This is a genomic window from Streptomyces sp. NPDC032161, assembly GCF_040636995.1.
Classification (GTDB): Bacteria; Actinomycetota; Actinomycetes; order Streptomycetales; family Streptomycetaceae; genus Streptomyces.
The window spans coordinates 1-12,332 of sequence record NZ_JBEZVN010000033.1 but is presented as its reverse complement, the minus strand read 5'-3'; the positions used below and the strand labels follow the sequence as shown (position 1 = coordinate 12,332).

Annotated in this window: 10 protein-coding genes; 4 read left to right on the top strand and 6 right to left on the bottom strand. The window is 70.1% G+C overall.

The annotated features are described in order from the left end of the window. Positions 1-182 precede the first annotated feature (182 nt). Genes AB0E67_RS30610 through AB0E67_RS30585 form a run of 6 tightly spaced genes read right to left on the bottom strand, consistent with a single transcriptional unit; the run spans position 183 to position 7,161 of the window. Positions 183-1,220, bottom strand: a complete 1,038-nt coding sequence (locus AB0E67_RS30610) for a phosphotransferase family protein (protein WP_362032734.1) — start codon at positions 1,218-1,220, stop codon at positions 183-185. Beyond that, entirely contained in the window at positions 1,217-2,128 is a 912-nt protein-coding gene (locus tag AB0E67_RS30605; protein WP_362032731.1) for an oxygenase MpaB family protein, read from the bottom strand. Before AB0E67_RS30605 ends, AB0E67_RS30610 begins: the two co-directional genes overlap by 4 nt. Then, positions 2,125-3,294 (bottom strand): acyl-CoA dehydrogenase family protein, encoded by a 1,170-nt coding sequence (locus AB0E67_RS30600; RefSeq protein WP_362032728.1) that lies wholly within the window; start codon positions 3,292-3,294, stop codon positions 2,125-2,127. Before AB0E67_RS30600 ends, AB0E67_RS30605 begins: the two co-directional genes overlap by 4 nt. Positions 3,295-3,305: 11 nt before the next feature. Then, the gene (locus AB0E67_RS30595) at positions 3,306-4,352 is read right to left on the bottom strand and encodes an LLM class F420-dependent oxidoreductase (RefSeq protein ID WP_362032725.1); all 1,047 of its coding nucleotides are present in this window, start codon (positions 4,350-4,352) and stop codon (positions 3,306-3,308) included. Further along, entirely contained in the window at positions 4,349-5,530 is a 1,182-nt protein-coding gene (locus AB0E67_RS30590) for a CaiB/BaiF CoA-transferase family protein (RefSeq protein ID WP_362032722.1), read from the bottom strand. Before AB0E67_RS30590 ends, AB0E67_RS30595 begins: the two co-directional genes overlap by 4 nt. Next, on the bottom strand, positions 5,527-7,161 hold the full coding sequence (locus AB0E67_RS30585) for a long-chain fatty acid--CoA ligase (RefSeq protein ID WP_362032719.1): 1,635 nt from the start codon (positions 7,159-7,161) through the stop codon (positions 5,527-5,529). Before AB0E67_RS30585 ends, AB0E67_RS30590 begins: the two co-directional genes overlap by 4 nt. 629 nt (positions 7,162-7,790) lie before the next feature. Here AB0E67_RS30585 and AB0E67_RS30580 point away from each other — a divergent pair. The 4 genes from AB0E67_RS30580 to AB0E67_RS30565 are packed head-to-tail and all read left to right on the top strand — an operon-like array spanning position 7,791 to position 12,127. After that, a complete protein-coding gene (locus AB0E67_RS30580) occupies positions 7,791-8,588 on the top strand; it encodes a crotonase/enoyl-CoA hydratase family protein (protein ID WP_362032716.1) in 798 nt (265 codons plus the stop codon). Between the two features lie 50 nt (positions 8,589-8,638). Next, entirely contained in the window at positions 8,639-9,814 is a 1,176-nt protein-coding gene (locus tag AB0E67_RS30575; RefSeq protein ID WP_362032713.1) for a thiolase family protein, read from the top strand. A gap of 40 nt (positions 9,815-9,854) precedes the next feature. Next, on the top strand, positions 9,855-10,622 hold the full coding sequence (locus tag AB0E67_RS30570; RefSeq protein WP_362032710.1) for a 3-hydroxyacyl-CoA dehydrogenase: 768 nt from the start codon (positions 9,855-9,857) through the stop codon (positions 10,620-10,622). Positions 10,623-10,672: 50 nt separating this feature from the next. Further along, the gene (locus AB0E67_RS30565) at positions 10,673-12,127 is read left to right on the top strand and encodes an aldehyde dehydrogenase (protein ID WP_362032707.1); all 1,455 of its coding nucleotides are present in this window, start codon (positions 10,673-10,675) and stop codon (positions 12,125-12,127) included. Positions 12,128-12,332 lie beyond the last annotated feature (205 nt).

Sequence of the window (12,332 nt, the reverse complement as noted above, 5' to 3'; positions counted from 1 at the left end):
CTCGGGCCGTCGGCAGCCGGGCGCGGTAGGCGAGAGGGTGCCGATATCGGCGACCGCGGGCGCCGCGCAGGGACCGTTTTCAGTCCACGACGGCGCACATCAGCCACATCGGCAGCGGCGAGGGCGGGGTCCCCGAATGCTTGTGCTGATGAACGTGCCCCCCTGAGACCCGGCCGGTGTTATCAGGGCGCGCGCCCCACCAGGGCGAGTCCGGCCGTCACCAGATCCGGAACGGAGGAGCCGACGCTCGATCGGGGCTTCCTCGGTCCGACTCCCTGGAGTTGGCGGGCGTGGGCTCCTTCCGCCATCACGGCGATCTTGAAGTACGCCAGCGCCTGGTAGAACGGCAGCAGGGTGATGTCACGCCCGCTGACCAGGGCGTATTGCTCGGCGAGGTCCAGTTGGCTCGGGAAGCCGGGGTCGGTCGCAGCGGGCGAGTCGAGGAACGCGTCGACGACCGGGTGCCGGTAGGCGAGGAAGGTGCCGAGATCGGCAAGGGGGTCGCCAAGGGTGGCCAGCTCCCAGTCCACGACGGCTCGCACCCGACTGAGGTCGGCCGGATCAAGGATGGTGTGGTCGACCCGGAAATCCCCGTGCAGGATCGACGCGCCGCTCTCGTTCGGGACGGCGTCTTCCAACGCCTCGTACAGCCGGAGCAGTTCGGGCATCGGGCGGGTGGCGACTACGTCCCACTGGGTGCGCCAGTGTTCAAGCTGGCGCCTCAGGTATCCCTGGGGTTTGCCCCAGCCGGCGAGTCCAGCTTCGAGGTACGGGACGGCGTGCAGCCGGGCCAGCTGTTCAACGAGGCCGGTGGAACAGCGCAGCAGCTCGAAAGGGGTGAGACCGACCGTGTCCGCGCGGGAGCGCAGGACTCGTCCCTCGACGTACGCCACGACCGTGAACGGGGCGCCGATCACTTCCTCGTCGGAGCAGTGCACGAGGGGCTCGGGCACGGCGACGCCCCGGTCACGCAGAGCGGACATCACCCGGAACTCGCAACCGAGGGCGTGCTCCGTGAGGGTGCCCCCTGCGAGCGGCGGCCGGCGCACGACCCACGAGGAGTGGCCGTCGGTGACCCGGTAGGTGAGGTCGGAGCGGCCACCGTGAAGCACGGTCGACGTCAGAGGGCCCTGACAGCCTGGGACGTGCTTGTCGAACCAGCGGCTGAGGGCAGCAAGGTCAACCCCGGCAGGGCTCGCTATGTCGACAACGGTCGTCATGGGGTCTTCCCCTCTGGTGTTGCGCGGTCGGCCGCACCGCCCTCGTGCGGGACGGGGCAGGTGCCCGGCGGGAACGTGCCGAGTTCGGAGATCCGGTAGCCGTTCTTGTAGCCGCGCACGTTGGGCGACTGCCGGGCGAAGAACGGCTCGCGACGCGCTGGCATCAGGCTCAGCAGGCGGGCTCGTACGTGAAGACCGCCGCGTACCACCGCCCGCACGACCGGATTCGGTCGGCGGTAGCCGAAGGCCTTCAGCAACGGGTCGTCCATCAAGCAGACCGTCACCGTGCGCATGACCGATCCGCACGGGCCGGGATACCAGGAGGCCAGCAAGTCAAGGGTGGCGTCGGACACGGCCGCACCTCCCTTGTCGTACGCGAAGTGCTGCCGCTCGTAGTCATCGAGGAGCCGCTCGAACTCCCCGTACGTCTCCGGGATGTCCTGGATGTTCATGTGCTTGCCCAGCGCCCGGTAGTAGTTGGTGACGGCGCGCACCTCATTGGGGCTGTACGAGCGCCAGGCGTAGGTGTCCATCCAACGCTTGGGAACGACGACGAAGGTGGCCAGCACATAGAGGAAGTCGTCGTTGGAGATGTCGTAGCGCTTGTGCATCTGGTTCATACGGCGCACCGCGTCGTGCCCCTGCCGCGAGCCGAGACCGTGTTCGGCGACGGCGTCGAGGATGAGGATGGTGTCGTCGTACCGCTTCTGCGAACGCTCGGTGAGCTCCCCGGTCTTGGCGAGCAGTCCGCCGATGCTGGGCACGGCGTAGGTGCGGTAGAGGGCGAACCCGAGGGCCTGCACGGTGTCCCAGGGGAATTCGTGGTAGGCCGCCATGCGGTGGATCTCCTCGAAGTCCCGTTCGGGATCGAGCTGCTCGATGTGCCTGAGCCAGTGGTCGCGCCTCATCGGCCGGCCGCCTTTCCGCTGGTTGTCAGGGACCGGCCGATGATCTCCTTCATGATCTCGGTGGTCCCGCCGTAGATGGTCTGGATTCGGGCGTCGAGGAAGGCGCGCCCGATGGGGTATTCCACCGTGTAGCCGTAGCCGCCGTGGAGCTGGAGGCAGCGGTCGAGGGTCTTCGTCTGAAGTTCGGTAGCCCACCACTTCGCCTTGGCCGCATCTACGGCGGACAGGGTTCCGTCATTGATCGCCTCGATGGCACGGTCCAGGTAGATGCGAGTGACATCCGCCTCCGTGGTCAGTTCGGCCAGCAGGAAGCGGCTGTGCTGGAAGTCGGCGACGGGCTTTCCGAAGGCGGTGCGACTGGTGCAGTACTCCAGGGTCTGCTGCAGGGCGGTCTCCGTGACGCACTGGGCCCATACCGCGATCGCCATGCGCTCGCGTGGCAGGCGCTCCATGAGGTGCATGAAGCCGCGACCTTCGGTGCCGAGGAGGTTGGACGCCGGCACCCGGACCGAGTCGAAGAACAGCTCCGCGGTGTCCTGACCGTGCAGTCCGATCTTGTCCAGCTTGCGCCCCCGGGTGAAGCCGGGCATGCCCCGCTCGAGGACGAACAGGCTCATGCCGCGGGCCCCGGCGGCCGGGTCGGTGCGGGCGAGCACGATGACCAGGTCGGACAGGATGCCGCTGGTGATGAAGGTCTTGGAGCCGTGGATGATCCAGTCGTCGCCGTCGCGGACGGCGGTGGTGCGGATCCCCTGCAGGTCGCTGCCCGCGCCGGGTTCCGTCATGGCGATCGCGGTGATGGTCTCGCCCGTGCAGATGCCGGGGATCCAGCGGCGCTTCTGCTCCGCGGTGCCGAGGTCGAGCAGGTACGGCAGCACGATGTCGTCCTGGACGCTGATGCCGGACTCGAACGACGCGGCGCCGATCCTGGCGAACTCCTCCATCATGACGGTGCGGTAGCGGAAGTCCGCCTGCCCGCCTCCGCCGTACTCTTCGGGGGCGGCAAGGCCAAGCAGGCCCTGCTTGCCGGCGGCGATCCACGCGCTGCGGTCGATGAGGCGCTCGCTCTCCCAGCGCTCCTGGTGCGGGACGACCTCACGGGCGAGAAACTCCCGCACGACGTCCCGGAAGTCCTCGTGATCCTGGTCGTAGAGGGTGCGCTGCACGGTGACTCTCCTCAGATGTTCGCGCGGTGGAGTGCTTCGGCGACGGCGGCCAAGGCGGCCGCCTTCTCCTCATAGGTGTCGCCGTAGGGGGTGATGGACAGGGTGGTAACGCCACTGGCGGCGAAGGCGGCAAGGCGGTCGGCGATCCGGTCCACGGGGCCGAGCAGGCTGGTCTCGTCGATCAGCCCGAATGGCACTGCGGCCGCCGCCCCCTCCGTGTCGCCGTACAGGTAGAGGTCCTGGACGAACCGGGCCTCCTTCTCATAACCCAGCGCACGGGCCTTTGCGTTGTAGGAGTTCTTGTCGCGGGGCCCCATGCCGCCGACGTAGAGCGCCACGTAGTCGCGGACCCGGTCGGCGCAGGCTTCGAGGTCGTCCCCGACCGACACGGGGACGGTCGCCACGATGTCGAATCCCGTCAATCCTCGCTCGCCACGGCCGGCGCGGAGTTGGGCAAGGTTCTCGTCAGCGTGGGAGGGAGCGTAGAAAATGGCGAGCCAGCCGTCCGCGATCTCGCCGGCCAGGCGGACGTTGCGCGGGCCGACGGCCGCCAGATAGACGGGGATCTCCGCTCGCACAGATTGGATGATCAGCTTCAGCGGCTTCCCCGGACGGCCGTCCGGGCCCGGCAGGGGCAACGGGTAGTGCTCACCGTCGTGGCGGACGAGTTCGCGTCGTACGACGGACCGTACGACCTCGATGTACTCCCGTGTGCGGCCCAGGGGCTTGCCGAACTCGACGCCGTGCCAGCCTGCCGAGACCTGAGGCCCGGAGACCCCCAGTCCCAGCTGAAAGCGCCCCTCCGACAGGGTGTCCAGGGTGGCGGCGGTCATGCCGGTCATCGCCGGTGTGCGGGCGGGGATCTGCATGACCGCCGACCCGAGTCCGAGGCGCGTGGTGCGGGCTGCGAGCCACGAGAGCACCGTGACGGCGTCCGATCCGTAGGCCTCGGCAGCCCAGACGACGTCGTATCCGAGACGTTCCGCTTCCAAGGCCAGCCGCAGCGGTTCGGCTCCCCCGTCGCGGCCCCAGTAGCCCATGTTCAGGCCGAGTCTCATCGGATCTCTCCCGCGTGCGGGTGCTGGACAACGGCCTCCGCCGCGAGCAGACGATCGGCGTCTGAGTCGTCGACTCCCCAGTCGGAGAGAGCGATACGGCTGTCCTGCCCCGCGACCGGCGGGGGGCACTGGATGGCGCCCGGGGTACGGTCGAAGCGGGGCGCCGGCCCCGGCTGGCGTACGCCGTCCGTCTCCGCGAAGACGGAACGCGACACGTTATGCGGATGCTCGTGGGCCTCCCACGGACTGAGTACCGGAGCGACGCAGGCGTCGGTCGGCTCGAAGAGGGCGGTCCACTCGTCGCGGGTGTGCTCCTTGAACGCGGCGGCCAGCCGCTGCCGCAGCTCGGGCCAGCGCTCGCGGTCGTGTTGCGCGGGGAGGTCGGGCTCGTCGGCCAGGCCGAGGCCGTCCAGGAGCTGGGCGTAGAACCGCTCTTCGATCGGGCCCACCGCCATGAACTCGCCATCGGCGGTCTCGTACGTCGTGTAGAAGGGGGCCGCTCCGTCGAGGATGTTCTCGCCGCGGCCGCCGGGCCATTGGCCCGCCGCCCGCATGCCGTGCAGTGCCGCGGTGAGCAACGCGGCTCCGTCGACCATGGCCGCGTCGACGACCTGGCCTTGGCCCGAGCGCTGCCGTTCGTACAGCGCGGCCAGGATGCCGACCACCAGCAGCATGCCACCACCGCCGAAGTCGCCGACCAGGTTCACCGGCGCCACCGGGGGCCCGTCGGCCGGGCCTACCAGGCCCAGTGCACCGGACACGGCGATGTAGTTGATGTCGTGGCCGGCCCGGGCGGCGAGCGGACCGCTCTGGCCCCATCCCGTCATGCGCCCGTACACCAAGCGCGGGTTGATGGCCAGGACGTCCTCGGGACCGATGCCCAGGCGTTCGGCCACTCCGGGCCGGAAGCCCTCCACCAGCACGTCCGCGCGCGAGGCGAGCCGGCGCACAAGCGCGGCGCCGTCGGGGTGCTTGAGGTCGACGGCGATCGAACGCCGCCCCCGGGCGAGGGGATCGGTTGAGCGGATCGTCTTCGGGTCGACGTCGGAGGCGCGATCCACGCGCAGCACCTCGGCGCCGAGATCGGCCAGGAGGGTGCAGGCGAAGGGACCCGGGGCCATGCTGGCTATCTCCAGGACGCGCAGTCCGGCCAGCGGGCCGGTTCCGTTGAGGTTCACGCGTCCGTACCGCCCTTCTCCACGTGCATCTCCCCGCCCTGGTACATCCGTCGGACGGCCCGCTTGTCGTACTTGCCGACGCTGGTCTTGGGAACCTCGTCAAGGAACGTCCAGCGCTCGGGAATCCACCAGCGCGCGACACGTCCCTCCAGGAACTGACGGAGTTCGGCCGACGTGACGGAGGCACCCTCGGCCAGCGCGACACAGGCCAGGGGGCGCTCGTCCCACTTCGGGTCGGGAACTCCGACAACGGTCGCCTCGATGACCGCCGGGTGCTCGGCGATGGCGTTCTCCAGTTCGACCGTGGAGATCCACTCGCCGCCGCTCTTGATGCCGTCCTTGAGCCGGTCGCGCACGACGATCCAGCCGCCGGGCTCGACAGTGCCGAGGTCGCCGGTGCGCAGCCAGCCGTCGGTGAACTTGTCAGGGGTGATCTCGGTGTGCAGGTACGAACCGGTGACCCAAGGGCCGCGCAGTTGCAGTTCGCCGACCGACTTCCCGTCCCAGGGCTGCTCGGTGCCGTCCATACCCATCACGCGGACCTGGACCATGGGCGCCACCCGGCCGCTCTTGATCATCCAGTCGACGTCCTCGTCGTCGGAGGTGTCGCGCGGCGGTGCCGACCAGCTGGCCAGCGGGCTGGTCTCGGTCATGCCCCAGGCCTGCTTGAGCTGGACTCCGTACTGCTCCTTGAACCCGACGACCAGGGCACGCGACGGGCGAGAACCGCCACAGCCGGCCAGGCGAACGGAGGACAGGTCCAGCGGGTGATGCTCGCCGTGGTGGAGCAGGCCGTTCCAGAGGGTGGGCACGGCGGCGACCGCGGTGGGCCGTTCCTCGTTGATGATGCGAGCGAGGTCGGGTATGTGCAGGTTCCGGCCGTTCATGATCAGATCGGAGCCCGCCAGCCAGGCGCAGTACGGCCATCCCCACGCGTTGGCGTGGAACATCGGCACGATCGGCAGGACACGGTCCCGATCCGTCATGCCCGAGATCGCGCCGCCGAGCATGCCGAGCGTGTGCAGGACGATCGAGCGGTGGCTGTAGGCGACGCCCTTCGGGTCACCGGTGGTACCGGTGGTGTAGCAGAGGGCGGCGGCCGAGCGTTCGTCGACCTCGGGCCAGGAGAAGCCCGGCGGTTCCGCGGCGAGGAGGTCGTCCCAGCGGTGGACGGCGACCTGGCCGGGCAGCTCGGGGAGCTCGCCCTCACCGATGACCACGACGTGGCGGACGGTGCCGAGCCGCTCGCGCACCTGTCCGAGCATGTCGAGCAGGGTGGAGTCCACCAGCAGCACACGGTCCTCGGCGTGCTCGATGACGTAGCCGAGCTGGTCGGGGTGCAGCCGCAGGTTCAGGGTGTGGAGCACGGCCCCCATAGATGGGACGGCCAGGTAGGCGACCACGTGCTCAGGAGTGTTCCAGCACAGGGTGGCCACGCGATCGCCCCGCTCGACGCCGAGCCGCGTCAGGGCCGCCGCCAGCTGCTCGGCGCGCTCGCCCGTCTCGGCGAAGGACCAGTGGCCTCCTCCGTCCTGGGAGCACCGGACTACACGGCTTCTCCCGTGGGCCCGCTGCCCGTGCCTCAGCAGATCGGCTATCTGCAGGTCACAGTCCATCATCGTGCTCTTCATCGGTTCGGCTCCTTTGTCGCGGCGTCCCTCAGGGCCCGTCGGGCGATCGACCAGCAGTGGGTGCGGGACGGACCGTCGCAGGAGCGAAAGGGCCACGTTTCCCGCGGGTGGGCGGAGACGGCGCAGTCCGGGGCGAACCGCCCCGGGAGGCTGGGTGCGGCTTGCTCCAGCGTCAGGCGCCAGGCATCCGGCTCCGCTGGCACGGCCGGAGCGTGGGCCCCGGCGCACCGAGCAGCCTGCTGAAGGGTGCGGCGTCGGATTCCCTCCGTCGCGCCGGGCCAGCGGAGCGTGTCGAGCCCGGACGGACGCGTGACCGTCCGCACGAGAGCAGCGGTCCGGTCGCGAAGTTCGGCCGGCCGGCGCTCGGGGGTGAGATCGATAGCCATGCGGGTCCTCGCGGCTCTGGAGGGAGGCTATTTAGCGTTCGTTCGGCATCTTGGGAGAACTTCTGGCAGCGGTCAAGTGCCTGGCCTCAGAATTCTTGGTCGCATGAGCCTATTTTGACCGGTTTAGCGGTGATTGGGAACGCGTTCGACAACGGGCCCTTGACGCCATCAAGACACTCGGCCTAACGTCCGCCTCTAACGAACGTTAAGTAGCTCCCCCTGGGGCAGTCAAGGAGACAGCACATGGCGGACGTACAGTCGGACGGACACGCACCGGCGGCCACACTGGAGCGGCGCGACGGCATCGCTCTGATCACGCTCAACCGGCCCAGCGCCCTGAACTCGGTGGACTCGAACCTCTCGGCGGCCGTCGGAGCGGCGCTGGAGGAATTCGCCACGGATGACAGCCTGCGCGTCGCCGTCCTCACTGGGGCGGGACGCGCCTTTTGCGCCGGCATGGACCTCAAGGAAGCCGCGGCCGGCCGCGATGTGATGGATCCCCTGCATCCCGAGTGGGGCTTCGCGGGCCTCGTCCGGCACCCACTCGGCAAGCCCGTGATCGCCGCAGTGAACGGCCTTGCCCTGGGCGGCGGCGTTGAGATCGTTCTCGCCTGCGATCTCGTCGTCGCCGACGAGAACGCCACCTTCGGGCTGCCCGAGGTACGCCACGGTCTGTTCCCGGCGGCTGGCGGAGTGCTGCGGCTCCAGCAGCGCCTCCCGCGCAACGTCGCCCTGGAGATCGCACTCACCGGCGCACCCGTCAACGCCTCCACGGTCGCCGCCTGGGGACTGGTCAACCGAGTCGCCACGGCCGGCAAGTCCGTGGACATCGCCCTGGAACTGGCAGAGCAGGTCGCGGCCGGTGCCCCGCTGGCCCTGCGGGCCGTGAAGCACCTGATGACGTACGCCGAGACCGCCGGCGAGGCGGCGGCGTGGGCCGAGAACGACCGCACCTGGCAGGAGATCAACGCGAGCGACGACGCCAAGGAAGGGCCACGCGCGTTCGCCGAGAAGCGCACACCGCGATGGACCGGCCGCTGAGCTCGCGATTTCAGCCGCCTTCAAACGACTTGAGCAGAGAAGGAACCCAGATGCCCAGCAAGAACGACGCCGTCATCGTCGATGTGATCCGTACCGCGTCCGGCAGGGGGAAGCCCGGCGGGGCCCTGTCCGGCCACCACCCCGTCGACCTCCTGGCCACCGTGCTCAGCGCGCTCGTCGAGCGCAACAACCTCGACCCCGCCCTGGTGGACGACGTCATCGGCGGCTGCGTCTCGCAGTCCGGCGAGCAGGCCCTCAACATCACCCGCACCGCGCTGCTGGCCGCGGGGTTCCCCGAGTCCGTGGCCGCGACGACCATCGACCGCCAGTGTGGCTCCAGCCAGCAGGCCGGGCATTTCGCCGCGCAGGGCGTGCTGGCGGGGGCGTACGACGTCGTCATCGCGTGCGGCGTGGAGTCGATGAGCCGCGTGCCGATGGGCTCCAGCGCCTCCGGCGGGGACACCGTCGGCATGCGCGTGCGTGAGCGCTACCCCGAGGGTCTGGTGCCCCAGGGGCTGTCGGCGGAGATCCTCGCCGCACGCTGGAAGCTGGACCGCGAGGAGCTGGACGCCTTCGCGGCCCGCTCGCACCAGCTCGCCCAGGCCACCACGCAGGCCGGCGGTTTCGAGAACGAGATCGTCCCGGTCGACGGTCACCGCGTGGACGAGACGATCCGCCCGACGACCACGGCCGAGGGCCTTGCCGGCCTCAAGCCCGCCTTTCAGGGAGTTCCGGGTGCCGAGCGCTTCCCCGAGATCGGCTGGCGGATCACGCCTGGCAACTCCTCCCCGCTCACGGACGGCGCCTCCGCCGCCCTCATCATGAGCGCCGCCACCGCCGGGCGGCTCGGCCTGCGCCCGCGCGCCCGCTTCCGCTCCTTCTCCGTCACCGGCTCCGACCCGCTGCTGATGCTCGACGGCGTCGTGCCCGCCACCCGCAAGGTCCTGGCGCGGTCCGGCCTGTCCCTCGACAACATCGACGCGTACGAGGTCAACGAGGCCTTCGCGCCGGTCCCGCTGCTGTGGCAGCGGGAGTTCGACGCCGACCCGGAGCGGCTGAACCCCCGCGGCGGCGCCATCGCCCTGGGCCACCCGCTCGGCGCCTCCGGCACCCGGCTGCTCGCCACCCTGGTCAACCACCTGGAGGCGACCGGCGGCCGCTACGGCCTGCAGACCATGTGCGAGGGCGGCGGCATGTCCAACGCCACGATCATCGAACGCCTCTGACGATACGTCACCCATTCTCACAACCCAGGAGATACCCAGAATGAACATCGCAGGCAGCGTCGCGCTCGTCACCGGTGGGGCCTCGGGCCTCGGTCTCGCCACCGCCAAGCAGCTCCTCGACGCGGGTGCCTCGGTGGTCCTCGCCGACCTCGCCTCATCCGACGGCAAGGCCGTGGCCACCGAACTGGGCGACCGGGCCGTCTTCGCGCCCACCGACGTCACCAGCGAGGCCGACGTGACGGCTGCGCTCGACGCCGCGGCGGACCTCGGCGAGCTGCGGATCGCAGTCAACTGCGCGGGCATCGGCAACGCCGTCCGCACGCTCAGCAAGTCGGGCCCGCTGCCGCTGTCCGACTTCAACCGCATCGTCCAGGTCAACCTCATCGGCACGTTCAACGTGATCCGGCTGGCGGCAGCCCGCATGGCCGCGCAGGAGCCGACGGCCGACAGCGAGGAGCGCGGCGTGATCGTCAACACCGCGTCCGTCGCCGCGTACGAGGGGCAGATCGGGCAGGCCTCGTACGCCGCCTCCAAGGCCGGAGTCGTCGGTCTCACCCTGCCCGTCGCGCGGGACCTGGCCGGCAGCCGCATCCGCGTCATGACCATCGCCCCGGGCCTGTTCGAGACGCCGATGCTCGCCTCGCTGCCCGAGGAGGCCAAGGCGTCGCTCGGCGCCCAGGTCCCCCACCCCAGCCGCCTGGGCCGCCCCGCCGAGTACGCCGCGCTGGTCCAGCACATCGTCGAGAACCCCATGCTCAACGGCGAGGTCATCCGGCTCGACGGCGCGATCCGCATGGCACCCCGGTAGGACCCACGTTCTCCCCGCTCTCTCCCCCGAGCCGATCACAGGGACCCGACATGGACACATACAGGGAACACACCTCCCTCTACATCGACGGCAGCCTGCAGCAGCCGCTCAGCACGACCACACACACCGTCGTCTCGCCCTCCACCGAGCAGGAGATCGGTCGGATCCCCATCGCCGGTGCCAAGGACGTCGACGTCGCGGCTACCGCCGCCCGCCGGGCCCTCGACGCCCCGGGCGCGCCGTGGGCCGCCGCGAGCCCGGCCGAGCGAGCCGACGCCATGGAGCGGTTCGCCGCCGCCATCGAGGCCCGCGCGGATGAACTGGGACGCCTGGTCACCCGCCAGAACGGCATGCCCATCGCCATGTCCCCGCTGGTCAATGCGTACGGGCCGGCCGCCGTTCTGCGCTACTACGCAGGCCTCGCCCGCACTCTGGAGTGGGAGGAGCGACGGCCCTCGTTCACCGGCGCCACCACGCTCGTGCGCCGGGAACCGGTCGGTGTGGTCGCGGCCATCGTGCCGTGGAACTACCCGCAGGTCCTCGGGATGATGAAGATCGCCCCGGCCCTCGCCGCGGGCTGCACGGTCGTGCTCAAGCCGGCGCTGGAGACGTCCCTGGACGCCTACGTCATTGCCGAGGCAGCCGACGAAGCGGGCCTGCCGCCCGGCGTGCTGAACATCGTGCCCGGCGGACTTGAGGTCGGCGAGGCTCTCGTGGCCCACCCCGGCGTCGACAAGGTCGCCTTCACCGGCTCCACACCCGCCGGCCGCGCCATTGCCGAGGTCTGCGGACGGCTGCTGCGGCCCGTCACCCTGGAGCTGGGCGGCAAATCCGCGGCCATCGTGCTGGACGACGCGGATCTCGAGGCCACCATGGCGGGCCTGGTGGGCGCCTCGTTCGCCAACAACGGCCAGACGTGTTACCTCAGCACCCGCATTCTGGCCCCCGCCGCCCGCTACGACGAGGTCCTGGCCGCGGTGTCGACCCTCGCCTCCGGGCTGCCGGTCGGCGACCCGCTGGACCCGGCCACGGCCGTCGGTCCGCTGATCTCCGCCCGGCAACGCGAGCGCGTCGAAGGCTACATCTCCTCCGCGCGCTCAGAGGGTGCCACGCTCACCGCTGGCGGCGGTCGCCCCGCCAACCTGGACCGCGGCTGGTACCTCGCGCCGACGGTGCTCGGCGACGTGCGGCCGGAGATGAGCGTCTTCCGCGAGGAGATCTTCGGCCCCGTTCTCGTGGTCACCCCCTACAATTCGGACGACGAAGCCGTGGCTCTCGCCAACGATTCCGAATTCGGCCTCGGGGGTTCCGTCTGGACCACCGACGAGGAGCGGGGCACGGCAATCGCTCGCCGGGTCCGCACGGGCACCATCGGGATCAACGGTTACGACCTCGACTTCAACTCTCCCTTCGGCGGGCGGGGCGCCAGCGGCCTGGGCCGCGAGCTCGGCCCCGAGGGCCTGAACGCCTACCTGGAGTGGAAGTCGGTCTACCTGCCGGCCTGATTCTCCTACGTCAGTCGGAAGCTCCTGGCCGCCCATCCTGGCGGCCAGGAGCTTCCGACTGACGCCTTGCGCGGCAAGGTTCGAGTGGACAGTCATATCAGGCCGCGCTTAGAGCTCAACGCCGTTGCGTTTGAGTCTTGAGTCGCAGGTCAAGTCCTGGTGGATGACGCAACGGGACGTCCTGATAGATCAACTTGTGTCGAGC

What these genes read in the sequence shown, in the direction of transcription:
- AB0E67_RS30595 (WP_362032725.1), bottom strand. Translation starts at nt 4,352, where the DNA reads ATGAGACTCGGCCTGAACATGGGCTACTGGGGCCGCGACGGGGGAGCC.
- AB0E67_RS30585 (WP_362032719.1), bottom strand. Translation starts at nt 7,161, where the DNA reads ATGAAGAGCACGATGATGGACTGTGACCTGCAGATAGCCGATCTGCTG.
- AB0E67_RS30570 (WP_362032710.1), top strand. Translation starts at nt 9,855, where the DNA reads ATGAACATCGCAGGCAGCGTCGCGCTCGTCACCGGTGGGGCCTCGGGC.
- AB0E67_RS30575 (WP_362032713.1), top strand. Translation starts at nt 8,639, where the DNA reads ATGCCCAGCAAGAACGACGCCGTCATCGTCGATGTGATCCGTACCGCG.
- AB0E67_RS30610 (WP_362032734.1), bottom strand. Translation starts at nt 1,220, where the DNA reads ATGACGACCGTTGTCGACATAGCGAGCCCTGCCGGGGTTGACCTTGCT.
- AB0E67_RS30605 (WP_362032731.1), bottom strand. Translation starts at nt 2,128, where the DNA reads ATGAGGCGCGACCACTGGCTCAGGCACATCGAGCAGCTCGATCCCGAA.
- AB0E67_RS30580 (WP_362032716.1), top strand. Translation starts at nt 7,791, where the DNA reads ATGGCGGACGTACAGTCGGACGGACACGCACCGGCGGCCACACTGGAG.
- AB0E67_RS30565 (WP_362032707.1), top strand. Translation starts at nt 10,673, where the DNA reads ATGGACACATACAGGGAACACACCTCCCTCTACATCGACGGCAGCCTG.